Source organism: Desertibacillus haloalkaliphilus (assembly GCF_019039105.1).
Taxonomy (GTDB): domain Bacteria; phylum Bacillota; class Bacilli; order Bacillales; family KJ1-10-99; genus Desertibacillus; species Desertibacillus haloalkaliphilus.
This window is the reverse complement of record NZ_JAHPIV010000008.1, coordinates 38,600-63,960: the sequence shown is the minus strand read 5'-3', so window position 1 is coordinate 63,960 and position 25,361 is coordinate 38,600. Positions and strand designations below refer to the sequence as shown.

At 39.9% G+C, this 25,361-nt stretch carries 30 protein-coding genes; all 30 read left to right on the top strand.

Annotation, left to right across the window (positions count from 1 at the left end; translation table 11 throughout):
* The first annotated feature begins 152 nt into the window (after positions 1 to 152).
* The 30 genes from xerC to KH400_RS10275 all read left to right on the top strand — a co-directional run bounded on the left by xerC (position 153) and on the right by KH400_RS10275 (position 25,358).
* Positions 153 to 1,064 (top strand): tyrosine recombinase XerC, encoded by a 912-nt coding sequence (gene xerC / locus KH400_RS10420; RefSeq protein ID WP_217224460.1) that lies wholly within the window; start codon positions 153 to 155, stop codon positions 1,062 to 1,064.
* 22 nt (positions 1,065 to 1,086) lie between these two features.
* Positions 1,087 to 1,629: an ATP-dependent protease subunit HslV gene (gene hslV / locus KH400_RS10415; RefSeq protein ID WP_217224459.1), complete on the top strand. Its 543-nt coding sequence runs from the start codon at positions 1,087 to 1,089 to the stop codon at positions 1,627 to 1,629.
* A gap of 30 nt (positions 1,630 to 1,659) precedes the next feature.
* Positions 1,660 to 3,057: an ATP-dependent protease ATPase subunit HslU gene (gene hslU, locus KH400_RS10410; RefSeq protein ID WP_217224458.1), complete on the top strand. Its 1,398-nt coding sequence runs from the start codon at positions 1,660 to 1,662 to the stop codon at positions 3,055 to 3,057.
* A gap of 20 nt (positions 3,058 to 3,077) precedes the next feature.
* On the top strand, positions 3,078 to 3,857 hold the full coding sequence (gene codY, locus KH400_RS10405) for a GTP-sensing pleiotropic transcriptional regulator CodY (protein ID WP_217224457.1): 780 nt from the start codon (positions 3,078 to 3,080) through the stop codon (positions 3,855 to 3,857).
* Positions 3,858 to 4,191: 334 nt separating this feature from the next.
* Positions 4,192 to 4,593, top strand: coding sequence for a flagellar basal body rod protein FlgB (flgB, locus tag KH400_RS10400; protein WP_217224455.1), 402 nt, complete (start codon positions 4,192 to 4,194; stop codon positions 4,591 to 4,593).
* 8 nt (positions 4,594 to 4,601) lie between these two features.
* Positions 4,602 to 5,048: a flagellar basal body rod protein FlgC gene (gene flgC / locus KH400_RS10395; RefSeq protein ID WP_438821113.1), complete on the top strand. Its 447-nt coding sequence runs from the start codon at positions 4,602 to 4,604 to the stop codon at positions 5,046 to 5,048.
* Between the two features lie 66 nt (positions 5,049 to 5,114).
* Positions 5,115 to 5,366, top strand: a complete 252-nt coding sequence (gene fliE / locus KH400_RS10390) for a flagellar hook-basal body complex protein FliE (protein ID WP_246589515.1) — start codon at positions 5,115 to 5,117, stop codon at positions 5,364 to 5,366.
* A gap of 51 nt (positions 5,367 to 5,417) precedes the next feature.
* Positions 5,418 to 7,004 carry a flagellar basal-body MS-ring/collar protein FliF gene (fliF, locus tag KH400_RS10385; protein WP_217224450.1) on the top strand — a complete coding sequence of 529 codons (1,587 nt, stop codon included), beginning with the start codon at positions 5,418 to 5,420 and terminating at the stop codon, positions 7,002 to 7,004.
* 16 nt (positions 7,005 to 7,020) lie between these two features.
* Positions 7,021 to 8,034: a flagellar motor switch protein FliG gene (gene fliG, locus KH400_RS10380; protein ID WP_217224449.1), complete on the top strand. Its 1,014-nt coding sequence runs from the start codon at positions 7,021 to 7,023 to the stop codon at positions 8,032 to 8,034.
* The gene (gene fliH, locus KH400_RS10375) at positions 8,027 to 8,830 is read left to right on the top strand and encodes a flagellar assembly protein FliH (RefSeq protein ID WP_217224448.1); all 804 of its coding nucleotides are present in this window, start codon (positions 8,027 to 8,029) and stop codon (positions 8,828 to 8,830) included. The genes fliG and fliH overlap by 8 nt, the downstream gene beginning before the upstream one ends.
* Entirely contained in the window at positions 8,817 to 10,130 is a 1,314-nt protein-coding gene (fliI, locus tag KH400_RS10370; RefSeq protein ID WP_217224447.1) for a flagellar protein export ATPase FliI, read from the top strand. The genes fliH and fliI overlap by 14 nt, the downstream gene beginning before the upstream one ends.
* Position 10,131: 1 nt before the next feature.
* Positions 10,132 to 10,569, top strand: coding sequence for a flagellar export protein FliJ (gene fliJ, locus KH400_RS10365; RefSeq protein WP_217224446.1), 438 nt, complete (start codon positions 10,132 to 10,134; stop codon positions 10,567 to 10,569).
* A 14-nt stretch (positions 10,570 to 10,583) separates the two neighbouring features.
* On the top strand, positions 10,584 to 11,147 hold the full coding sequence (locus KH400_RS10360; protein ID WP_217224445.1) for a MotE family protein: 564 nt from the start codon (positions 10,584 to 10,586) through the stop codon (positions 11,145 to 11,147).
* A 28-nt stretch (positions 11,148 to 11,175) separates the two neighbouring features.
* Positions 11,176 to 12,390, top strand: coding sequence for a flagellar hook-length control protein FliK (locus KH400_RS10355; RefSeq protein ID WP_217224444.1), 1,215 nt, complete (start codon positions 11,176 to 11,178; stop codon positions 12,388 to 12,390).
* A 6-nt stretch (positions 12,391 to 12,396) separates the two neighbouring features.
* The gene (gene flgD / locus KH400_RS10350) at positions 12,397 to 12,900 is read left to right on the top strand and encodes a flagellar hook assembly protein FlgD (RefSeq protein ID WP_312889127.1); all 504 of its coding nucleotides are present in this window, start codon (positions 12,397 to 12,399) and stop codon (positions 12,898 to 12,900) included.
* Positions 12,901 to 12,950: 50 nt separating this feature from the next.
* A complete protein-coding gene (locus KH400_RS10345) occupies positions 12,951 to 13,340 on the top strand; it encodes a TIGR02530 family flagellar biosynthesis protein (RefSeq protein WP_217224443.1) in 390 nt (129 codons plus the stop codon).
* Between the two features lie 78 nt (positions 13,341 to 13,418).
* The gene (flgG, locus tag KH400_RS10340; RefSeq protein WP_217224442.1) at positions 13,419 to 14,246 is read left to right on the top strand and encodes a flagellar basal body rod protein FlgG; all 828 of its coding nucleotides are present in this window, start codon (positions 13,419 to 13,421) and stop codon (positions 14,244 to 14,246) included.
* 69 nt (positions 14,247 to 14,315) lie between these two features.
* Positions 14,316 to 14,528 (top strand): flagellar FlbD family protein, encoded by a 213-nt coding sequence (locus KH400_RS10335; protein ID WP_217224631.1) that lies wholly within the window; start codon positions 14,316 to 14,318, stop codon positions 14,526 to 14,528.
* Entirely contained in the window at positions 14,529 to 14,957 is a 429-nt protein-coding gene (gene fliL / locus KH400_RS10330; RefSeq protein ID WP_217224441.1) for a flagellar basal body-associated protein FliL, read from the top strand.
* Between the two features lie 39 nt (positions 14,958 to 14,996).
* Positions 14,997 to 15,992, top strand: coding sequence for a flagellar motor switch protein FliM (gene fliM, locus KH400_RS10325; RefSeq protein WP_217224440.1), 996 nt, complete (start codon positions 14,997 to 14,999; stop codon positions 15,990 to 15,992).
* Entirely contained in the window at positions 15,982 to 17,292 is a 1,311-nt protein-coding gene (gene fliY, locus KH400_RS10320) for a flagellar motor switch phosphatase FliY (RefSeq protein ID WP_246589499.1), read from the top strand. The genes fliM and fliY overlap by 11 nt, the downstream gene beginning before the upstream one ends.
* Before the next feature lie 23 nt (positions 17,293 to 17,315).
* Positions 17,316 to 17,678, top strand: a complete 363-nt coding sequence (locus tag KH400_RS10315) for a response regulator (RefSeq protein WP_217224438.1) — start codon at positions 17,316 to 17,318, stop codon at positions 17,676 to 17,678.
* Positions 17,679 to 17,747: 69 nt separating this feature from the next.
* Entirely contained in the window at positions 17,748 to 18,419 is a 672-nt protein-coding gene (locus tag KH400_RS10310) for a flagellar biosynthetic protein FliO (RefSeq protein ID WP_217224436.1), read from the top strand.
* On the top strand, positions 18,412 to 19,089 hold the full coding sequence (fliP, locus tag KH400_RS10305) for a flagellar type III secretion system pore protein FliP (protein ID WP_217224434.1): 678 nt from the start codon (positions 18,412 to 18,414) through the stop codon (positions 19,087 to 19,089). Before KH400_RS10310 ends, fliP begins: the two co-directional genes overlap by 8 nt.
* A gap of 21 nt (positions 19,090 to 19,110) precedes the next feature.
* Entirely contained in the window at positions 19,111 to 19,380 is a 270-nt protein-coding gene (fliQ, locus tag KH400_RS10300) for a flagellar biosynthesis protein FliQ (RefSeq protein ID WP_217224432.1), read from the top strand.
* 3 nt (positions 19,381 to 19,383) lie between these two features.
* A complete protein-coding gene (gene fliR, locus KH400_RS10295) occupies positions 19,384 to 20,160 on the top strand; it encodes a flagellar biosynthetic protein FliR (protein WP_217224430.1) in 777 nt (258 codons plus the stop codon).
* Position 20,161: 1 nt separating this feature from the next.
* Positions 20,162 to 21,247 carry a flagellar biosynthesis protein FlhB gene (flhB, locus tag KH400_RS10290; RefSeq protein ID WP_217224429.1) on the top strand — a complete coding sequence of 362 codons (1,086 nt, stop codon included), beginning with the start codon at positions 20,162 to 20,164 and terminating at the stop codon, positions 21,245 to 21,247.
* A 46-nt stretch (positions 21,248 to 21,293) separates the two neighbouring features.
* The gene (flhA, locus tag KH400_RS10285) at positions 21,294 to 23,330 is read left to right on the top strand and encodes a flagellar biosynthesis protein FlhA (RefSeq protein ID WP_217224427.1); all 2,037 of its coding nucleotides are present in this window, start codon (positions 21,294 to 21,296) and stop codon (positions 23,328 to 23,330) included.
* Positions 23,327 to 24,502, top strand: a complete 1,176-nt coding sequence (flhF, locus tag KH400_RS10280) for a flagellar biosynthesis GTPase FlhF (protein ID WP_217224426.1) — start codon at positions 23,327 to 23,329, stop codon at positions 24,500 to 24,502. Before flhA ends, flhF begins: the two co-directional genes overlap by 4 nt.
* Positions 24,495 to 25,358, top strand: a complete 864-nt coding sequence (locus tag KH400_RS10275; RefSeq protein ID WP_217224425.1) for a MinD/ParA family protein — start codon at positions 24,495 to 24,497, stop codon at positions 25,356 to 25,358. The genes flhF and KH400_RS10275 overlap by 8 nt, the downstream gene beginning before the upstream one ends.
* Positions 25,359 to 25,361: the final 3 nt, after the last annotated feature.

Below are 25,361 nucleotides of genomic sequence, written 5' to 3'. Positions count from 1 at the left end.
GCTAGGGAAAACCTCGTCACAGAAGGAAGAAAATGACAACTCACTACATGTACCATTGTGTCGGTTTAGAATTTTGTGAATAAATTGTAAACTTTATTGTCAGAGTCATTGAATTATGATAGACTTTAGTGGCTCTAAAGAGGTGATTTGAGTTGAACGATGAGGCGATTCGCTTAGAACTGGATTCATTTGTTCGTTATTTACAGGTTGAAAAGAACTGTTCACCACATACGATAATGAATTACAAAAAAGATATAGATCACTTCCTTACGTTTATGAAGCAGCACTTAATTTTTGATTATGCTGCTGTTTCTTATGTATTCGTACGAAAGTATTTAACCTTGCTGCATGAAAAGCAATACGCGAGAAAAACTGTTGCTCGAAAAGTCTCAAGCCTCAGAAGTTTTTTTCGGTTTTTAGTTAGAGAAGGAAGGATTGTTGATAATCCTTTTGTAATGACTGCTATTCCAAAGGGAGCGAGTCGATTACCAACGTTCCTTTATGAACAAGAACTCGAGGAATTGTTTACCTCATTTGCTGGCACAAGTCCGCTGAACCAAAGGGATCGTGCAATTCTTGAAGTGTTGTATGCGACTGGCATTCGTGTGAGTGAATGCGAGCAGCTGAACATTTCTGATATTGATTTTTCTATTGGGACGCTGTTAGTTACCGGGAAAGGTAGGAAAGAACGATTTATTCCAATTGGGAGTTTTGCTTTGGACTCTTTACATACATATTTATTAGATGGAAGAAAAGAGTTATTGAAAAAATCGCAGGAGACAGAAGAACGAGGAGTGTTTTTGAATTATCGTGGCGGTAGATTAACGGCGCGTAGTATCCGTGAAATGCTCAAAAAAAGGATTAATAAAACATCTTTAACTGTAAATATAAGCCCACATGTAATACGACACACGTTTGCAACTCACTTATTAAATGCAGGAGCTGACTTAAGAGCGGTTCAGGAGTTGTTAGGCCATGAGCATTTGTCGTCTACGCAGATTTATACTCATGTAACAAAAGAACGATTAAAAGAAGTCTATCGAAATCATCACCCAAGAGCGTAAGGCTTGGAAAGGAGGAGATTGTATGGAACAATCTTTTCATGCAACGACGATTTTTGCCGTTCAACATAATGGGCGCTGTGCAATGTCTGGAGATGGGCAAGTAACATTTGGGAATGCTGTTGTGATGAAACACACAGCAAAAAAAGTCAGAAAGATTTATCATGGAAAGGTATTAGCAGGATTTGCAGGATCGGTAGCCGATGCGTTCACATTGTATGAAAAATTTGAAGGGCGTCTTGAGGAATATAATGGGAACTTAAAGCGTGCGGCAGTGGAACTAGCAAAAGAATGGCGAAGTGATAAAGTTTTAAGACGTTTAGAAGCCATGTTAATTGTAATGGACCAATCCCATTTGTTACTTGTGTCAGGAACAGGTGAAGTGATTGAGCCTGATGATGGAGTTTTAGCTATTGGCTCGGGTGGAAATTACGCGCTATCAGCAGGTCGAGTACTCAAAAAGCATGCCCCACATTTGTCAGCAAAGGACATTGCTACAGCAGCGTTAGAAACTGCTGGTGAAATATGTGTCTATACCAATAATGAATTAGTCATTGAAGAGCTGTGAGAACTTTAATTTAAAGTGGAGGATGATGATATGCAAAACCGGCTAACACCACGTCAAATCGTAGAACGGTTAGATCAATATATTATCGGCCAAGAACAGGCGAAGAGATCGGTGGCGGTTGCGCTCCGAAATCGTTACCGTCGAAGTTTGTTAGATGAACAACTGCGTGATGAGGTAACACCTAAAAATATTTTAATGATTGGTCCTACTGGGGTTGGGAAAACGGAAATTGCACGTCGCTTAGCCAAATTAGTAGGTGCTCCCTTTATTAAAATCGAGGCGACAAAGTTCACAGAGGTTGGATATGTTGGCCGAGACGTTGAGTCAATGGTTCGTGATTTAGTTGAGACTTCGGTTCGAATTGTTAAAGAAGAAAAGATGGTAGCAGTACAAGATAAGGCAGAAGAACATGCCAATCAACGGATCGTCGAACTTTTAGTCCCATCGCAAAAAAAGCAGAATCAATACAAAAACCCTTTTGAAATGCTTTTTGGAAATCAAGGGCAAGCAGAAGCAGAACCGTCGACCTCTCAAGGCGATGAGCAATCGATTGCGCAAAAACGAAGGCAAGTTGCACACCAACTTGCACTTGGGGAACTCGAAGATCGTATCGTTACGATTGAAGTGGAAGAACAGAGTCAATCGATGTTTGATATGTTCCAAGGTTCTGGGATGGAACAGATGGGGATTAACATGCAAGATATGCTTGGGAGCATGATGCCTAAAAAGAAGAAAAAAAGGAAGTTGCCGGTCTCAGACGCGCGTAAGGTTTTGACCGAAGAAGAGGCACAAAAGTTAATTGACATGGATGAAGTCACACAAGAAGCTGTTTCAAAAGCAGAACATTTGGGTATTATCTTCATCGATGAGATTGACAAAGTTGCCGGGAAAAATCAAAATTCGGCAGAGGTATCACGAGAAGGGGTACAGCGAGATATTTTACCGATCGTGGAAGGATCAACAATCGTTACCAAGTATGGACCAGTTAAAACAGATCACATTTTATTCATTGCCGCAGGTGCGTTTCATATGGCAAAGCCATCTGACTTAATTCCTGAGCTACAAGGAAGATTCCCGATACGTGTTGAGTTAGCGAATTTATCAGTTGATGACTTTGTGCGAATCTTAATTGAACCTGATCAAGCGCTATTGAAACAATATCAAGCATTATTGGAAACAGAAAGTATAAAAGTTACTTTTTCTGACGAAGCTATTCATAAGATTGCGACAATTGCCACCGAGGTCAATCAAGATACAGAAAATATCGGTGCAAGAAGGTTGCACACATTATTGGAACGGTTACTAGAGGATTTATCCTTTGAGGCACCCGACGTTACGCTAGAAGAAATTGTGATCACACCAGAGTATGTAGAAGAAAAACTTACTTCAATTGCAAAAAATCGTGATTTAAGTCAATTTATTTTATAGTTCAATCAGGAGGATGGAAAATGGATTTATTAACAAGAACGAGAAGGATTAACGAAATGCTGCAAAAATCTGCAGGGCAACATGTAAACTTTAAAGATATGGCGGAGACATTACGCGATGTAATTGAGGCGAATATTTTCGTAGTCAGCCGTCGTGGAAAACTTTTAGGGTTTGCGATTAAACAAGAAATTGAAAATGATCGTATGAAGAAGATGCTAGAAGATCGTCAATTTCCAGAAGAATATACGAGTGGCTTATTTAAAATTGAAGAAACGTCAGCAAACCTTGATATCGAAAGTGAATTCACAGCATTCCCGATTGAAAACAAAGATTTGTTTATGAGTGGTTTGACAACGATTGTGCCGATCCTCGGAGGGGGACAGCGTCTTGGTACGTTAGTACTTGCTCGCTTGAGTGATTCGTTTTCGAATGATGATTTGATTTTAGCAGAGTACGGGGCAACTGTTGTTGGTATGGAAATCCTTCATGAAAAGGCACAAGAGATTGAAGAGGAAGCGCGAAGCAAAGCTGTTGTTCAAATGGCGATTAGCTCGTTATCTTATAGTGAACTTGAAGCGGTCGAACATATTTTTGAAGAGCTTGATGGTAAGGAAGGCTTACTAGTTGCAAGTAAAATAGCTGATCGAGTGGGGATTACTCGTTCTGTGATTGTAAATGCTCTTCGGAAGCTCGAAAGTGCGGGTGTGATTGAATCACGTTCGTTAGGTATGAAAGGTACCTATATTAAAGTGTTAAATGATAAGTTTTTAGTTGAACTAGAAAAAATTAAAACTAGTTAAGCAGTAACAAAAGTAGGGCTGGCTCATTACGCAATGAGAAAGCCCTTTTTGTATGTTTGCTATAGTGTGAATATGTTTTATATAAGTATATATTTAGGCGTTAAAAAATAGGAAATATTTATATACACACATCCACCTCAATCTATAATATAATAAGATTCGACAAAGGTTTGGTTTTTATGACCATCGTCCGAGAAAAAACTAGGTCTTTTTCATTGAAAAAAACGAAATTAAAAACAAAGTTAGACAAAATGTGCAACGTTCTATACAATCTTTATAGTGTAGTAACGGTGTTAGACATAATTTAGTACAAAACGTAAAGGTGTGGGGAACGATGGATCTATTTTCAGGTTCAACGATGAGAGTTTTAGAGCAAGGATTAAATGGCTCTGCATTACGACAGCAAGCTATTTCACAAAACATAGCTAATGTAGATACTCCAAATTACAAAGCAAAGAAAGTGTCTTTTAAACAAGCATTGGATCAAGCAAGTGAACAACAAAATTTCATTGCTCAACGAACCGATGAACGTCATGTTTCTTTTAAGAGAGAACAAAGTCGCGGACCAATCGTCACGACGAGTAGGGATACGATGTACAATAGCAATGGTAATAATGTCGATATCGACCATGAAATGGCAGAGTTATCTAAAAACCAAATCTATTACAATGCTTTAATAGAGCGAGTCAATGGACGCTTTAATAGTCTTAAAACAGTACTTGGAGGAGGAAGGTAACCGTGTCGATATTTAATAGTTTTAATGCAACGTCATCAGCGCTTACCTCACAGCGTTTACGCATGGACGTAATTTCGTCAAACATGGCTAATGTAGATTCAACAAGAGGACGAATGGTTGATGGGGAATGGGAGCCATATCGAAGAAAGATGGTCGTGATGGAGCCGAATCAACAGAACTTTTCCTCTCTTTTGGGTAAAGCGATGAACCAGAATGATCAAGTGGGCGCAGGAGTAAAAGTGTCCCAAATTGTTGAAGATCAAAGTCCGTTTAAAATGGTATACGATCCCGGTCACCCAGATGCTAACGATCAAGGTTATGTCCAAATGCCTAATGTTGATCCTTTAAAAGAAATGGTGGGTCTAATGGGGGCGACTCGTTCGTATGAAGCCAATGTGACGACATTAAATGCAACTAAAAATATGCTGATGAAAGCTTTAGAAATTGGACGATAAGGAGGGGGATTAATGGATCAGTTATCGATACAGTCATTACAACGGTTGCAACATCGTGAGAGTCCGATGCAACCACGAGTAACTCCAGCTGAAGCACAGAGCCAGTTTAAAACACTTCTGAAAGAAAAAATTAACGAAGTAAACCAGGCTCAGTTGAAGTCTGGTGAAATGACGGAAAAGCTGGCGCGAGGAGAAACAGATAATCTACATGAAGTCATGATTACCGGTCAAAAAGCTAGCATTGCGTTGCAAGCAACGGTAGAGGTTCGAAATAAAGTCATAGAAGCTTATCAAGAGGTTATGAGGATGCAAGTATAGTTAGTATGATAAAATCATACCTTTGTTTGGTGTTGCAGGGTAGGAGGAGACATGAACGAAAAGTTAATGATATATAAAGATAAAGGATTAGCATTTTGGACTTCTCGAACAAAGCTTCAAAAAGGTATACTTCTTGGCTCAGTATTTCTTCTCATCCTCATCCTTGTGCTGCTAACGATGTTAGGTTCAAGAACACATTTAGTACCTCTGTATACGAACCTTTCTGCCCAAGAAACTGGACAAATTAAAGAAACGTTAGATGCCAGGGGCGTTACTTCAGAAATCACAGATAATGGGACAACGATTAGCGTCCCTGAAACAATGGTCGATACGCTGAAAGTGGAATTAGCAGCAGAAGGAATTCCCGAGAGTGGTAGCATAGATTACTCATTTATCCAAGATCAAATGGGCTTTGGAATGACAGATAATGAGTTTTCTGTCATGGAACGTGCTGCCATGCAAACAGAACTGGCCAATTTAATTAGGAACATGGACGGCGTCAATCACGCGAATGTGATGATCACGCTACCTGAAGAGTCTTTATGGATCTCTGATAGTGGACAAACATCTTCGGCATCGATTGTGGTTGATATGGCGCCTGGTTATCAATTAGACCAAACACAGGTCAAGACTCTTTACCACTTAGTGGCAAAAAGTGTTCCTAACCTTCCTATAGAAGATATCGTCATTATGAATCAAATGTTTGAGCATTTTGAATATAGAGATGGTGAATCCATTGATTCGTCGTTATCTGCCTACGAGCAGCAAAGGACGATCAAACGAGAAATTGAACGTGATTTGCAGCGGGATCTGCAACAAATGTTAGGGACAATGATGGGCCGTGATAAGGTCCTCGTTTCGGTTTCTACAGACATCGATTTCACCCAGGAAACGCGTGCAGAACAGATTATAACCCCTGTTGATGAAGAAAACATGGAAGGTTTAGCTGTGAGTGTTGAACGGATTACGGAAACGTATACAGGTGATGATTGGGAAGACGGTGGACCTCCGGATTTTGGCGAAGATGAAATCGTTAATTATCCCGCGGGAGTAATGGGGGGCACTGGAGATTACGAACGAATAGAAGAGCGGATCAATAATGAAGTGAACCGAATTCAAAGAGATATTGTCGAGAGCCCTTTTAAAATTCGTGATGTAGGTATTCAAGTTATGGTCGAGCCACCTGATCCAGAAGATCCAAATTCATTACCTGTTGAACGACTGGATGATATTCAACAAATACTTGGGACAGTTGTACGAACTACCATTGATGGGGACTTAGCAGCTGAGTTAGATGATGATGACATTAATAATAAAATTTATGTTTCGGCGCAACCATTTAATGGGAAAGTAGAATTTGAGGAACAGGTTCAGGAGATGATTCCAGCTTGGTTATATGTTGTCGGCGGGGTGCTAGTTGCATTCATTCTACTATTACTCTTCTTATTATTACGAAGAAGACGACAAGAACCAGTAGTTGAAGATCAAATTGAAGAAGTGGTGGAGGAAGAGATTCCTGATATGCCGGATGACTCTGATAGTGAAGCAGCTCAAAAGCGAAAGCAACTCGAAAAGATGGCTAAAGACAAACCGGAAGAGTTTTCAAAACTGATTCGAACGTGGTTATCTGAAGATTAAGTAGGAGGGACGTAAGATGGTGAATCCAAAAGGTGAGTTAACAGGAAAGCAAAAAGCTGCCATCCTCCTTATTTCATTAGGTCCAGATGTATCAGCGCAAGTGTATAAACATTTAACAGAGGAAGAGATCGAAAAGTTAACCCTTGAGATCGCTAATGTACGAAAAGTAGATAGTAGTTTAAAAGAAACCGTTCTTGAGCAATTTCATCAATTAGCCGTTGCTCAAGACTACATCTCACAAGGTGGGATTGGCTATGCAAAAAATGTGTTAGAGAAGGCATTAGGGGAGTCAGAAGCGATGGAAATCATTAATCGCTTAACATCAACCTTGCAAGTTAGGCCCTTTGATTTTGCTCGAAAAGCCGATCCCTCACAAATTTTAAATTTCATTCAAAATGAACATCCACAGACGATTGCCTTAATATTATCGTATTTAGAATCAGTTCAAGCAGGCCAAATTCTTTCTGAATTGCCACAAGAAGTTCAGGCAGATGTTGCCAAACGAATCGCAACGATGGATAGTACATCCCCAGAAATTGTTAACGAGGTAGAGAGTATTCTTGAGCAGAAACTTTCTGCGACGGTTACACAAGATTATACAGATGCGGGTGGTATTGAAGCTGTTGTTGAAGTTCTAAATAGTGTTGATCGTAGCACAGAACGAACCATTTTAGATGCACTGGAGATCCAAGACCCAGAATTAGCTGAAGAAATCAAGAAGCGTATGTTCGTATTTGAAGACATTGTTACGTTGGATAATCGTTCAATCCAACGTGTGATTCGCGATGTTGAAAATGAGGACTTGCAGTTATCACTTAAAGTTGCGAGCGAAGATGTTAAGGAAATTATTTTTAGTAACATGTCACAGCGTATGGCAGAAACCTTTAAAGAAGAAATGGAATTTATGGGGCCTGTACGCCTTCGTGATGTTGAGGAAGCCCAAACTCGTATTGTCGCGATTGTGCGACGTTTAGAAGAGGCGGGTGAGATTGTCATCGCTCGTGGTGGAGGAGATGATATTATTGTCTAAAATCATCAAATCATCAAATGCCAACACAGAACAACCGATGGCTAGAACGATTCAGTTACGAAACCTTTCTATGCAAACAGAAATAGTCAATGATCATATAGAGGAAGCCGATGAGTCTGCTGTTTCAGTGGCTGACAAAGCACGTGAAGCAGAGGAGCTGCTTGCACAAGCCAATCAAAAAGCCGAACAAATCATCGCTTCTGCAAACCAAAACGTTGAGCAGTTATATAAAGAGCTCGAGCAACAGCAAGAACAAGCGCAACAAGACGTTGAACAAGCGATGAATGAAGCAAGAGAGGCTGGTTATCATGACGGTTTTGAAGAAGGTAATCAAGCGGGGAAGAGTGAATATTCAAATCTCATTCAAGAGGCTAAGCAAGTCATAGAGGCTTCAAAAAAAGATTATAGTGAACGGATTGAACAATCTGAGCCCGTGATTGTCGAACTTGCCATTGCGGTCGCAGAGAAGATTATTGGCGAGGCATTACTTGAAGACCAACAAAAGTGGGAGTCTGTTGTCAAACAGGTCATTCATGAAGTGAGAGAACATCGAGAAGTGAAAATTTATGTTCACCCAAGCTGGTATGAGCGTACCTTGCAGCAAAAGGATGAATTAATGACATTGTTAAGTTATAATGATGAACTATTTATCTACCCTGATGCACAGCTAGCGGATCATGGGTGTGTGGTCGAATCAACCTTTGGGCGGATTGATGCTAGCGTTGATAGCCAATTAACAGAGATAAAAACTAGGCTTTTAGAAAAACTTAAGGAGGATTCAGATGGACGCACGTAGTTTAATAGATGAAGTGCCAAAGCTGAACCCTTATAAAATGTATGGTAAAGTCACCAGGGTCGTCGGACTTACGATTGAATCAAAAGGACCGCAAGCGTCTGTGGGTGACCTTTGTCATATTATTATTGGCAAACGAGAAAAAAACAAGGTGAAGGCAGAAGTTGTTGGGTTTCGGGATGAAAATGTCTTATTAATGCCTCTTCATGGGACAACAGATATTGCACCAGGTAGTTTAGTAGAGGCTACCGGGCATCCACTAGAAGTTAAAGTCGGTTCGGGGTTAGTAGGTAAGGTGATTGATGGTTGTGGAATCCCATTAGATGGGAGTGACCTCCCGAAAGGGTTATCGTCATTTCCAACAGATAATAACCCACCTAATCCGCTTGAAAGGCCTCGGATTGAAGAAGCGATGAGTATTGGTGTCCGTTCGATTGATAGCTTATTAACTGTTGGTAAGGGGCAAAGGGTCGGAATTTTTGCTGGAACTGGGGTCGGAAAAAGCACGTTGCTGGCAATGATTGTTAAAAACTCTTCAGCTGACTTGAATGTCATTGCGCTGATCGGCGAACGTGGGCGTGAAGTAAAGGACTTTATCGAGAGAGACCTCGGACCAGAGGGGTTAAAGAAAACCATACTCGTAGTCGCGACTTCAGACCAACCAGCTTTAATGAGAATTAAAGGAGCGATGACTGCTACGGCTGTAGCTGAATACTTTCGAAATCAAGGGCTGCACGTGAATTTAATGATGGATTCTGTTACACGCTTCGCGATGGCCCAGCGTGAAATTGGTTTGGCTGTCGGTGAGCCACCGACCACAAAAGGGTATACACCTTCTGTGTTTGCTTTATTACCTAAATTGTTAGAACGATCAGGTACGAATCAGTCTGGAAGTATTACTGCATTTTATACCGTTTTAGTCGATGGTGATGATTTAAATGAGCCGATTTCAGATTCTGTACGAGGAATATTGGATGGTCACTTTGTTCTTGATCGAAAACTTGCAAATAAAGGTCAGTTTCCAGCGATTAACGTATTAAAAAGTATTAGTCGTGTGATGAATGATATTGTCTCTCCTGAGCATCGTCAAGCAGCAGATACCCTACGTAAGTTATTAGCCGCCTACTATGAATCTGAAGACCTCATCAATATTGGAGCTTATAAACGAGGCTCATCACGAGAGGTAGATCGAGCGATCCAGGCTTATCCGAAAATAGTAGCATTTCTAAAACAACAAACAGATGAAAATGTACATCTTGAAGATGCTGTGAAATCATTAATTGATCAGTTTGGAGGGGGCTAAGATGGCGTTTCAATTTACGTTACAAAAGGTGTTAGAGCTAAAAGAAAAAGACAAGCTCACAAGAGAGCAGGAATATGCACAAGCGATGGAGACATTTGAAGAATCTGCTACCCAGCTCTATCATTTGTTAAAACAAAAAGAGGATATCGAAAAAAGCTTACAAGATCGGATCATAAAAGGTATATCGATCCATGAATTACAAAGAAATGAAGTGACACTGATGAGGTTACAAACAGAAATTTCCCGACAGGAACAGTCGACGAATTATGCAAGGGACAAGATGCACAGCAAGCAAGAAGCTCTTGTCAATGTCTCAATGGAAGTTAAGAAATATGAAAAAGTGAAAGAACTGAAAGAAGAGCAATATAACGATGAAATGAAGCGTCTAGAAAGTCAATTTTTAGATGAAATTTCGATTCAACAATTTGCCTCTCGTTGAAATTAGGTGAACTTATGGCAACTAAGGAAAAAGAATATAGTAAATTTCAATGGTTTTTTCTGATTATTTTTATCCCAACTATTTTTGCGGTCCTACTTCTTGGAGTGATCTTATCGTTCTTAGGGTTCAATGTTATTGATGAAGCGAAGGAACTAGGGTCAAATGTACCTGTCCTCTCATCCTACCTATCTGATGAAGAAGACGATGAAGAGGAAAAGGTTGATGTTGACGGTCTCATCACTAGCCTTGAGAACAAGCAGGCAGAATTAGAGCGTCTAGAGCGACAACTTGATCAAAAAGATGAAGAAATTGCCTCCCTTCAAGATGAAATCGTTGAACTAGAACTGGCGTTTGCACAGGAACAACAACAAACCGCTGATCATCACCAAGAAATGGCAGACCTTGCTAGTACGTATGAATCAATGTCTGCGAAAAACGCAGCCAGAATTCTATCAGAACTATCTAATGAAGAAGTTCTATTTCAAATTAGCGAATTAAATACAGAGACAAGAGCGAAGATATTGTCAAACATGGGCGCAGAACGTGCTGCCGAAATTATGAGGTTACTTGCAAATTAATACCAATATATGAAAGGGGGGGAAGTTAATGAATATGGTAATGGTACAAGCATCAACAAATCCTTCGGGTAATATCACAAAAAATGAAAGCCGGCCCTCAAGTACCTCACAAGGCTTTACTGGACTTTTAAGTCAGGCAATGACAAGTAAGACACCAAACCAAACAGAGGTTGAGCAAAAACCAAGACAGGCTGACGTCGAACTGGTAGAAGGTGAACTAGATGAGAAGCTCTCCCAATTACTATCTGTACTAGTTACAGGAGTTGCTACAAGGGATGGATTTTTAAATGAGGAAATGGTAGAACAACCAGATATCAAATCTATGCTGGATTCACTTCCCGAAGAACTTTCAGCAGATGTTGTTTCATTTTTTCACCAAGAAATGCCAATCGAGACATTATTAGATAGTGATGAACTCAGTTCTTTAATTGCTATCATCGCTTCGTTTTCTCATTTAGAGCAGACGGGCAAAATAGATAAACAGAATGGCTCTTATCAACATATGATTGACCTATTTTCAAAAAAAATTGATACCTTTATTCCGAGTTCGATAAATATGAGTCAAGAAATAAAATCAATGAGTGACATGATCAAACATCTGACGTCGTTATTGGAGCAGTCGAACCCGATTCAATCTGCTATGAAAAGTTCGGGGCTCTTATTCAATCCAAGTTCAAACTCGATGAATGCACCTATTCAACTTGGTACTGAAGGGACATCTCAACATTTACAACTCACTTTATCAGATTTAGGTCAACAAATGAATCGGACACAGCAATTTACGATTCATGTGGGGGAAGCCCAGCCTAAAGAAGCACAGCAACAACAGTTTGTTCGTCAGTTTCAAGAGATGATAGGGAAAAGTTTTTTTACTAACTTCAAAAATGGTGACCAACAGCTATCTGTAAAGCTTTATCCTGAGCATTTAGGAAGGCTCGATATTCGACTTACACAAACCAATGGGACTATTGTGGCGCAAATCATGACAAGTTCAACGGCTGCTCGAGAGCTTGTTGAATCACAGTTACAACACTTGCGCAATGCTTTTGCTCAACAACAAATATCGGTTGAACGAGTCGAAGTAACACAACAGCAACACCAGACACTAGGGCAATCGCAAAAGGATGAGCAAGATAAACATGATCATCGCGAACATGAAAAAGAAGAAAATCAGGAAGAAGAAGGAGTAGCATCCTCATTTTCTGAGTTTCTTGATGAACTAACCTTTAATGAGAAAGTTTAGGTGGGCATGATGACAAATACGATCAATCATAATTTAATGCTATCAAGTAAACAAAACCAACAGCCACAAACAGGACAAAACATCCTCGGTAAAGACGATTTTTTAAAGATTCTTATTACTCAACTGCAAAATCAAGACCCATCCAATCCAATGGATGATCGTGAGTTCATCGCTCAAATGGCTCAGTTTTCTTCGTTAGAACAAATGACCAATATGAATGAAGCCATTCAGAAATTTGTCAACGTGCAGTCTAGTCAATCACTCGTACAGCATAGTGAGTTAATTGGAAAAGAAGTTCAATGGAAACGTGAAGTGGAGCTTGATGAACATCGAACACGAACAGAATATGCTGACAACACTGTCAAGTCAGTGAAGCGAGAATCAGATGGAACAATTCGAATTGAACTAGATAATGGTCGTTTGATTAATGGCGATCAACTCGTCAAGGTGACTCACGCCGAACAGAAAGTTGAAAAGCCTAGTGATGATCGTGAGGAAGCTGGTGAGTAGCGTCAGCGGTTATTAGTCATCTGAACAGGTAACATAGGATGATAACGGAGGTGGATGATATCGATTCACGAATTCAATCTCATCAACTGCATCAATTACCACATCCATCAAAAACAAAACAAAATAAACATGTAAAAACTGATGGTCGTTTTGAACAACTATTAAAAACAGAAATGAATGCTGACCATGTACTAAAACTTAGTAAGCATGCAGAACAGAGAATCGCATCTCGAGGCATAACGATTTCGTCTTCTCAATGGAATGTAATTGAAGAAAAGTTGAATGAGGCAAAACATAAAGGGATAACAGATTCTTTAATTGTCATGAAGGATGCTGCATTAGTGGTCAGTGTTGAAAACGACACGGTAGTCACCGCGATGGATCGTAATGAAGCAGAATCACAACTATTTACAAATATAAATGGCGCAATACTAATTTAATAACGGCTGGACCTCTAGGAGGAAGCCGGTGCAACTACTAAACGACGGATGTAGTTGAAGAAAGAGGAGGAGTATTCAATGTTAAGATCAATGTATTCAGGGATCTCTGGTATGAAAAACTCGCAAACAAAGTTGGATGTGATTGGGAATAATATCGCAAATGTCAATACCTTTGGTTATAAAAAAGGTCGTACGACATTTAGTGATTTAGTGAGCCAGCAATTGGCTGGTGCAACTGGTCCCGGAGACAATCGTGGGGGAGTCAATCCAAGACAGGTTGGTTTAGGTTCGCAATTGTCTTCGATCGATACGATACATACACAAGGGAGCTTACAGAATACTGGTAGAGAATTAGATTTAGGGATCTCCGGTGATGGTTTCTTTGTTGTAGCAGAAAGAGATCAAGATGGTCAAGGTGAAGGAGCAGAATCATTTACGAGAGCGGGGAACTTTTATCTTGATGCTAATGGAAATATTGTGAATTCTGATGGTCTTTACTTGTTAGATACAGACGGAGCACCTATTAATATACCAGATGATTCTCAAAGCTTTAGTATCGGCAGTGATGGAACAGTAAATATTATTGATGCAGATGGTGAGTTAGCAGATAATCCTGTTCAAATTGGTTTAGCTAAATTTGCAAACCCCGATGGGTTGGAAAAGATCGGTGATAACCTTTATCGGGAAACTGCTAACTCTGGGGAACCGAACGATGGTGGGAATCCCGTTGTACCAGGGACAAATGGTACGGGTGGTCTAGTTGCAGGAACGTTAGAGATGTCTAACGTCGATCTATCAGAAGAGTTTACCGAAATGATCGTCGCACAGCGTGGTTTTCAGGCAAATACTAGAATCATTACTACGTCAGATGAAATTCTTCAGGAGTTAGTGAACTTAAAACGATAAGGAAGTTAAGGAATCTTATTAAGAATGGAGGATAGGGCTAGGAGAGCTTCTAGCCCTTACATTTTACTTATGATCACTTTGACACGGTTGAATGGGCAAAAATTCCTGTTAAATGCTTTATTAATTGAGCAGGTTCAATCCTTTCCAGATACGACAATTACATTAACAAATGGAAATAAAATAGTCGTGCTAGATTCTGAAGAGGATGTTATGCTGAAAATAAATAATTTGTATAAAAGCATAGGATTGATTGCCATAGATAAGGATGCGGGGGGCTCGTGATTGTTTAAAAATAAACTTGTCAACATTATGTTGATTATTATACTAGCACTAACTTTAGTAGGTGTTGTCACGTTGGTTTTGATTAACCATTTTTCAAAAGAAGATACACCATCTGAGCCGACGATTGATGATATCATTGAACTTTCTGTGGATACAGAAGAAATCACGACAAATTTATTGTCTAATGATTTTGCAAGAATTCAATTTCGTATACAGGTGGATAACAAGAAAGCAAAGTCAGAGTTAGAAAAACGAGATTTTCAAGTGAGTAATATCGTCATTCGTGAATTAGCTGGGCTGCAAGCATCACAGCTTTCGGGCCCTGATGGAATAGAGGCATTAGAAGATCAGGTACAACTAAAGGTCAATCAATTCTTGCAAGAAGGATCGGTCGTCCACGTTTATACGACAACTTTAATGATTCAATAGTTATTAGAACTTAACGGATAGCAAAGAGAGGTGAGGCTCTTGGCTGACATTTTATCACAAGGTGAAATAGATGCGCTGTTATCAGCGATTTCCACTGGAGAGATGGATGCTGATGAATTAAAAAAAGAAGAAACTGAGAAAAAAGTAAAAGTCTATGATTTTAAACGAGCGTTACGGTTTTCGAAGGACCAAATAAGAAGTTTATCCCGGATTCACGAGAACTATGCTCGAATCTTGACAACGTACTTCTCAGCTCAACTTCGCACGTTTGTGCAAATATCGGTCGCGTCGGTTGATCAGTTACCATATGATGAATTTATACGTTCGATCCCTAAGATGACAATTTTAAATGTGTTTGAAGCATACCCTCTTGATGGTCGGTTACTAATTGAAGTGAATCCAAACATTGCTTATGCGATGTTAGATCGATTGCTAGGTGGGAAGGGCGTAAGTGTAAATAAGGTCGATAACCTAACTGAAATTGAGACGAAAATCATGTCACAACTGTTTCAGCGGATGTTAAGTAGCTTTCAAGAGGCTTGGAGTTCGGTGGTTGATATTGACCCTATTCCAGAAGATATAGAGGTGAACCCTCAATTTCTACAAATGGTTTCACCGAATGAGACCGTTGTTGTTATTTCGCTGTCGACAACGATTGCCGAAACAACGGGCATGATAAATATTTGCTTGCCTCATGTGGTGTTAGAAGAAATTCTACCGAAGTTATCAGTCCATTATTGGATGCAAACGAAGAAAAGGCAACGAGACGAGGGAGAAGTGCAAGTCCTTGAGCAAACAGTTCGGTCAGCACCTCTGCTCATTCAGGCTGAGTTAGGGAGATCAGAGATTTCGATTGAGGATTTTTTACAACTTGGCATTGGTGATGTCATAGAATTAGATCAAGAGATTGATAAAGAACTAGTCGTACGAGTTGGTGGTGACCGCAAATACTTGGCACAGCCTGGTAAACATAAAAACCAACTTGCTGTACAAGTGACAGAAGTTGTTGAGGAGGGTGAAGAATTTGAGCGATGATATGCTTTCCCAAGAAGAGATCAATGAATTACTTAAGGGAGTAGGAAATGATGATGGTAGCAACAACGATGAGAATGTTGCAGATCAAAAGCAGCAATCGACTGGTGACATTCAAGAGTTAAATGTTGAGGACTTTTTATCAGTCATTGAACAGGACGCCTTAGGTGAAATAGGTAACATTTCATTCGGAAGTGCAGCAACGGCACTATCAACACTATTAAATCAAAAAGTAGATATTACGACACCACAAGTTTCGGTTATACGTCAAGACTTGTTAGAAGATGAGTTTCCGCAACCACATGTGGCTGTACGTGTTCAGTATACAGAAGGATTTGAGGGAACAAACCTACTAGTTATTAAAAATTCAGATGCAGCTATTATTGCTGATTTGATGATGGGTGGCGATGGGAGTAACCCGAATGAAGACTTAGGCGAGATGGAGATTAGTGCTGTTCAAGAAGCGATGAATCAAATGATGGGGTCAGCGTCTACATCGATGTCAACGATCTTCAATAAAAGAGTAGACATTTCTCCCCCTGGTATTGATTTAATGAATCTCCCAAAAGAAGAAGGGACATCATACATTCCTGAAGATGATGTACTCATTAAAAGTTCGTTTCGCTTAAAGATCGGTGATTTAATCGATTCTAATATTATGCAGCTCGTGACGGTGCCCTTTGCCAAACAACTAGTTGAGGAACTGATGAACCCAACTCAGGAAGAAGTGGCGCCACCTGTTGATGAACCATCAGCAAACGAGGAAGTTCCAATACAAGAACAGACACCAAATCCTGGGCAGCAAATGGGACAACAGCCTCCGATGCCTGAACAGCAACCTATGGCACAACAAGCGATGTCTCAGCAACAAATGGCAACACCCATGCAGGCACAGCCTCAGGGTTTCCAACAACAAATGGGTCAGCAAGGGCATCACCAACATTTTGGTTCACCATCTTATCAAGCCCAAAACCAACGGACAGCTAATGTTCAACCAGCTGCATTTTCTAATTTTGATGCTCCCGAGCTAACACAAGCTGAATCTAATAATTTAAATATGCTATTAGATATTCCATTACAAGTAACCGTTGAGTTAGGAAGGACAAAGCGCTCGATTAAAGAGATTCTAGAGTTTAGTCAAGGTTCTATTATCGAGTTAGATAAATTAGCAGGTGAACCTGTCGATATTCTTGTGAACCAAAAGTTAATAGCAAAAGGTGAAGTCGTTGTCATTGATGAGAATTTTGGTGTGCGAGTTACTGATATCGTCAGCCAAGAAGAGCGTATAAAGAACTTAAAATAGACAATGTGGAAGGGTGTTTCTAAATGGCACAATCGGTTTTGATTGTTGATGATGCTGCGTTTATGCGGATGATGATCAAAGATATTTTAACGAAAAATGGATATGAAATAGCTGGTGAAGCAGTTGATGGCGCAGAAGCGGTCGAGAAATATAAAGAGGTATCGCCTGATCTCGTTACAATGGATATTACGATGCCTGAAATGGATGGGATCACAGCGTTGAAGGAAATCAAAAAATTTGATCCCAATGCAAAGATCATTATGTGCTCTGCCATGGGACAGCAGGCCATGGTGATTGATGCCATTCAAGAAGGTGCAAAAGACTTTATTGTAAAACCATTCCAAGCGGACCGTGTGCTGGAGGCCATCAAAAAAACAATTGGATAACGGGCAGAAAGGGTGGCACATTTGTTTCGTAAAAAACGATTATGTTTTGTACTCATAGTTATAATCCTAATGTCATACGAACAAGTAACCTACGCTAATGTCGAGCAAATAGGGGATGGTATGGTCTCTGGCTGGTTTGAAGAAGAAGGTGGAGATGAAGCACCACCTGAATCACAAGAGCAGGCTCAATTAGATGAAGAGGCTACTAATACAGAAGAAGATGATCAACAAATCGTGACATCTCCTGGAGATAACGAGCTGATTGAAAATGAGGAGAGCTTCTTCTCAATATTCGTACGAATGATTGGGGCGCTTGCGGTCGTTATAGTCCTTATTTATGCATTATTACGCTTTTTCAATAATCGTACACGAGCCTTTCAAAGTCATCGTACCATTCAAAATGTCGGTGGTGTAGGGCTAGGTGCCAACCGGTCGGTTCAGTTAATAAAAGTTGGGGATCGGCTATTAGTTGTTGGTGTCGGTGAGTCGATTCAATTACTGAAAGAAGTGACGAATAAAGAAGAGATTGACCAGATGATGAGACAACAAAACGAGAAAAATGAGGTTGAACCACCATTTGCTAAGGCGACTGCATGGCTTGGAAAAAAGATGAGTCCAACGAAAGAAGTGAAGAAAGAATCCGATTCGCAATTTGGTGTTTTGTTGGACAAGCAGTTAAAGGGTGTTTCAAAATCACAGCAAAAAATTCATCAGGTGATTAAGGAGAAAAAACATGAATGAATTTATTCCAGGAATCGACCTTGATCTATTTAATGATGAACCAGCTAATGTGGCTACAACGATTCAGCTATTATTAATACTTACCGTTCTCTCATTAGCACCGAGTATATTAATTTTAATGACTGCTTTCACCCGAATTGTGATTGTATTATCGTTTGTGCGTACTGGATTAGCGACCCAACAAATGCCACCGAATCAAGTGCTCATAGGCCTCGCCTTATTTTTAACCTTCTTTATCATGGCCCCAGTATTTTCTGAGGTAAATGAACAGGCGTTAACACCATTTTTAGATGGTGAAATTGGGCAAGAGGAAGCATTTGATCGTGCGGCAACACCAATGAAGGAATTTATGGCAAATCATACGCGTGAGAAGGATTTAGCCCTTTTTATGGGCTATGCGGGGTTAGATCGTCCTGAATCAATTGATGATATACCATTAACGGCACTTGTTCCAGCTTTTGCGATTAGTGAATTGAAAACGGCTTTTCAAATCGGCTTTTTAATTTTTGTTCCATTTTTAGTGATCGATATGATTGTCGCAAGTGTTTTAATGGCCATGGGGATGATGATGTTACCACCGGTCATGATCGCTTTACCATTTAAAATTCTCTTATTTGTGATGGTTGATGGATGGTATTTAGTTGTACAATCGTTGTTATTAAGCTATTAAGCTTGTGAAAAGGGTGGTAATGTGAGTTCAGAATTTGTCGTATCAATGGCTGAGAGAGGCGTGTATACCGTGATTATGGTAGCTGGCCCCCTCCTTGTAATAGCCCTGGGGTTAGGGTTACTTGTTAGTATTTTTCAAGCAACCACACAAATTCAGGAGCAGACGCTGGCCTTTATTCCGAAAATTGTTGGTGTTTTATTGGCACTCGTTGTTTTTGGCCCATGGATGCTGTCGGTCGTCTTAAATTTTTCTTATCAAATATTTAATAATTTACATCAGTTTGTAGGGTAACGTATGGTGGAATGGATCAATCAACTTCCGGCATTTATGTTAGTGACGATAAGAATCCTTGCTTTTTTTACGACGATGCCTATTTTTTCATATCGTAACATCCCAACAATATATAAAATTGGATTAGCGATCTATCTCGCTTGGATAATGATCTTTACGTTGGATCAGCCATACATCCAAATGGATAGTATGTTTTTTTTATTGATTTTCAAAGAGGTTCTTGTTGGGCTTATGGTTGGTTTAATTGCAATGATCATCCTGTATGCGATTCAAGTTGCAGGTGGGTTTATTGACATGATGATGGGTTTTATGATCGCCAATGTTGTCGATCCACAGACAGGTGCACAAACCCCGTTAACAGGTGGGTATTTGTATACTTTTGCAATTCTATTATTAGTTGTCGTTGATGCTCACCATTTGCTTTTAGATGGAATTTACTACAGCTATCAGTTTATCCCAATTGATCAACTGACACTGCCGTTTGGCGAGGAGGCCGTGGTTCATTATGTCTTAACGACCTTTACGACGATGTTTATCATTGCCTTTCAAATGGCTTTTCCGATTGTCGGCACATTATTTTTGGTTGATGTCGCTTTAGGGATGGTGTCAAGGGCTGTGCCACAAATGAACGTCTTTGTCGTTGGGATGCCTCTGAAAATTTTAGTAGGGCTCCTTTTGCTTATGGTTACGATGCCTGTGTTTATTATGCTTATTGAACGTTTATTTGGGACGATTCTTGAGACCATGAGGACGTTCATGCAATTGCTAGGAGGTTTATAGAATGCCATACCTTTCAATAGACCTTCAATATTTTGCTCAAGAAAAAACAGAGAAAGCAACGCCGAAAAAGAAGCAAGAGACCCGTAAGAAAGGTCAAGTACCGAAGAGTAATGATGTAAATACAGCAATTATTTTATTGGTTGTATTTCTTTTTTTATGGTTGATTGGTGCGATGGTCGGCCCAAATTTACTTAATCTTTTTCGTCATACGTTTCAAGAATATTTATTAATGGACCTATCACCCAATACCGTTGCGATGGTATTTAATGAGGTTGCATTAGAAGCAGCGATGATCGTCTTACCAATCATGCTCGTCGCCATGCTAGGAGGCGTTTTTAGCAGTTTTATTCAAGTGGGGGCCCTATTTGCACCTGAAGCCATTAAAATGAAGTTATCGAAAATCAATCCAATCCAAGGGTTTAAACGGATTTTTTCTGTTCGATCATTAGTTGAGTTGCTAAAGTCACTGTTAAAAATCTCTCTCGTTGGTGTCGTTGTGTTTACGATCATTTGGTTAAACCTAGAGGACGTCTTGATGTTATCGCAACAAAGTATCGCATCTGGTTTTCTCCAGATTGCGCAGCTAACGGTTATGATGGGGATTGCTGTTGCACTTTTACTGTTATTTTTATCAATACCTGATTATTTGTATCAAAGGTATGACCATGAAAAGCAAAACCGGATGTCTAAACAAGATATAAAGGATGAACATAAAAAGACAGAAGGTGATCCGCTAGTAAAGTCAAAGCGGAAACAAAAGCAAATGGAGATGGCGATGCAGCGAATGATGGAAGAAGTTCCAAAAGCGGATGTCGTGATTACGAACCCTACGCATTTTGCTGTTGCCTTAAAATATGATGAAAATCAAATGGATGCCCCGGTTATTGTCGCTAAAGGTGTTGATTATGTGGCATTGAAAATAAGGGGAATTGCTGATCGACATGAAGTTACGATGGTTGAAAATAAACCGTTAGCACGAGCTTTATATGCCCAGGCTGATATTGGTGATCAAGTGCCTGAAGATTTATTTAAGGCAGTTGCAGAAGTGCTAGCCTATGTTTATCGTTTGAAAAATAAACAGGGGTAACGGTCTATCATAAATGCTTGATTATAGATAGAAGAGGAGAGAGGAAATGGGAGTAAGGGATCTTTCGGTTTTATTAGGTGTTATTTTAATTGTAGTCATGTTAATTATTCCATTACCTCCTGGAATGCTTGATTTTTTAATTGTTATTAACATCTCTCTCGCTCTATTGATTATATTAGTAGCGATGAATACGAGAGAACCACTGCAGTTCTCAATTTTTCCGACGTTGTTATTACTTGCGACTCTATTTCGACTAGGATTGAATGTATCAACGACGAGGTCGATTTTAGGTAACGCTGAAGCGGGGAATGTGATTGACACCTTTGGCTCCTATGTCGTCGGAGGGAATGCACTGGTTGGTTTTGTTGTGTTCTTAATTTTAATTATCATTCAATTTATAGTGATTACTAAGGGGGCTGAACGAGTCTCAGAGGTAGGGGCGCGCTTTACCCTTGATGCGATGCCGGGGAAACAGATGAGTATTGATGCTGATTTAAATGCAGGAATGATTTCAGATGTTGAAGCAAAAGAGCGTCGGCAGAAAATAGAGCGCGAAGCTGACTTTTATGGATCGATGGACGGGGCCAGTAAATTCGTAAAGGGAGATGCGATTGCTGGGATAGTCATTGTTATTATTAACATGATCTTCGGTCTTGTGATCGGAATGATGCAACAAGGAATGGACATTGGGACAGCCGCGAGTACGTATACATTATTAACGGTCGGTGACGGGTTAGTCAGTCAGATTCCAGCGTTGTTAATTTCAACAGCAACAGGGATTGTCGTTACGCGTGCAGCATCTGAAGGAAATCTCGGTCATGACTTAACGGCGCAAATTTTTGCGTATCCGAAAATGTTGTATGTTGCCGGGGGGACGATTGCCCTTCTAGGTATTATAACGCCGATTAGTTTAGTTGTGACGATGCCGATTGCTGCGTTACTCATTTTTGGGGGTTTTTATTTATCTAAGGTGGAAACAGAGACCGCTCAATCGGAAGAAGAAACGGAAGAGGAAGAAGAGGTCGATGACATGAAGTCCCCTGAAAATGTCGTTAATCTCCTCCAAATTGATCCGATTGAATTTGAATTTGGTTATGGGTTAATTCCACTTGCCGATGCGAATCAAGGTGGTGACTTGTTAGACCGTGTCGTCATGATTCGTAGGCAATTGGCTCTTGAATTAGGAATGGTTGTCCCGGTGATTCGCATACGTGATAACATTCAGCTACAACCTAATGAGTATTCTATTAAGATTAAGGGTAATGAAATAGCTAAGGGGGAACTCCTTCTTGATCATTATATGGCGATGAGTCCTGGAGTAGAAGATGAAACGATTACAGGGATTGATACGATTGAGCCTGCCTTTGGTTTGCCGGCACAATGGATTGCTGAAGATATGAAAGAGCAGGCGGAGTTGTCAGGTTATACGGTCGTAGATCCACCGTCAGTAGTATCGACACATTTAACTGAAGTGATTAAAAAGCATGCACATGAATTGCTCGGTCGTCAAGAAACAAAACAATTAATCGATCATTTGAAAGAGTCATATCCAACACTTGTCGAAGATGTAACACCAAACCCACTGACAACCGGTGAAATTCAAAAAGTATTAACGAATTTATTAAAAGAGAATATTTCCATTCGAAACTTGCCGGTCATTTTTGAGACACTGGCTGATTATGGTCCAATGACAAAGGATATGGATTTAGTGACAGAGTATGTGAGACAATCGTTGTCACGACAAATTTCCAAGCAATTTGCGACTGATGGTGAACCAATGTATGTGATCACAATGAGTGGGATGGTTGAAAAACGAATTGCTGAATCAGTACAGCAAACAGAGCATGGGAACTTTTTATCAATGGACCCGAACGAATCACAACAAATTATTGAAGCAACGGTAGGAGAAATTGAACGCCTGTCACAAATGGGACAAATGCCATTGCTGTTATGTTCACCAGCTGTTCGAATGTATGTCCGTCAATTGCTTGAACGGTATTTACAGAATGTCCCGGTCTTATCATATAATGAACTTGAACCAGATATTGAAGTGCAGAGTGTAGGGGTGGTGAATCTGGAATGAAGGTAAAAAAATACGTCGCTAGTTCAATGGCTGAAGCGATGCAAAAGATTCGGCATGAACTAGGAAATGAAGCAGTTATACTAAACTCTAAAGAAATTGAAACCGGTGGTTTTTTAGGTTTCTTTACAAAGAAAAATATCGAAGTCATTGCAGCAATTGATAAAACACCGACCATCAAAAAGCCAGAAAGGCCGAGAGAAAGGCCTAGTCCTTCCGAACAGCTTGTTCGAGAAAAAAGGCAAACACCACCAACAACTCCAAAACGACCAGTTCGACTTGAAAAAAATGAATCAGAACTTATATCGGAAATCAACGAATTAAAGAACATTGTTAAAGGTATGACCCAAAGTGGTAGGGAGGGCTCAGAGGAGTACCCTCCGCTTCTTCAAGAATGGAATGATTGGCTCATATCCCAGGACGTGACACATACGATTCGCCTACATGTCATGAAGGCGTTGTTGAAAAAATGGTATATTGCTGAAGATGAGGGAGTAACGAAAGCTAATGTAGACACTTGGTTTCAGCAAACCCTCTCTGAGATGATTTCAGGGCTAGATATGGGTGGGATTCGTTTTAATAAAAAATTTGTGAACATTGTTGGCCCAACGGGGGTTGGGAAAACGACAACAATTGCAAAAATAGCCGCTCATTGTGTTTTAAAAAAAGAAAAGAGAGTGGCATTGATCACTACAGATACGTATCGGATCGCTGCTGTTGAACAATTAAAGACATATGCCAAGATCTTAAATGTTCCAATTGAGGTGGCTTATTCGATCGACGATTTTAAAGCGGCAAAAGAGAAGTTTTCTTCATACGACCTCGTTCTTGTCGATTCTGCAGGTCGAAATTTTAGAAACCAATTGTATATAGATGAACTGAAAAAGGTCATTGATTTTACAGATGAGATGGATACGTATTTAACGCTCTCGCTCACATCAAAATACACAGATATGAAGGCGATTTATGAACAGTTTTCATTAATTTCAATTGATAAAGTGATCTTTACAAAGAAAGATGAGACGGCAAGTTATGGTGCACTATTAAATTTACTTGTTGACTATAACGTTGGTGTGGCTTATATAACGACAGGGCAGAATGTGCCTGATGATATCATTGAAGCTTCAAAAGAGGGAGTTATAGCAATGTTATACGAGGTAGACAACCATGAATGATCAAGCCAAAAGCCTAAGACAATTAGTTGATAACATGAAGAAGGTCGATAACACGCAAGTCGTGTCTGTCATAAGTGGCAAAGGAGGTGTAGGTAAATCAAACTTTTCTTTAAACTTTGCCATTGGCTTAGCGCAGCTAGGTAAAAAAGTAGTCTTGTTTGATTTAGACATTGGGATGGCAAATATTGATATCTTAATGGGACTTACACCTTCGTACCATATTGTTGATATGATCGAGCGTGAATTGTCGATATGGGATATAATAGAGAAGGGGCCAGAGAATATTTCCTATATTGCTGGAGGTTCTGGTTTTTCAACGATTTTTTCAATGAGTGAGCAAAAACAAACACGATTTATGACACAGCTAGAAGCGTTAAACCAGGCATTTGACTATATCATCTTTGATATGGGGGCAGGGGTTAGTGAAGATAGTTTGCAATTCATATTAGCTTCAAATGAAGCCATTTTAGTGACAACCCCTGAACCGACTTCGATTACAGATGCATACGCTATGATTAAATATATTCACATGAGAAATCAAGAGTTGACTTGTTCATTGCTTGTTAATCGTTCAGAATCAGACAAGGAAGGAAAAGCAACAGCGGATAATCTACGACGTGTAGCCAGACAATTTTTGCAAAAAGACCTTCATACTGTCGGTGTGATTCCTAATGATAAGGCAGTATTAAAAGCTGTGAAGTCACAAACACCATTTCTTCTCCAAGATCCTGGGTCAAAACCGAGTCGAGCGATTAAAGAGATTACAAAAGCGTATATAGGTCAAGTGACTGATGAGAAAAAACTTCCTTTTTCTTCGTTTGTGACTAAGTTTAGACGATATTTCACAGAAAGATAGGGA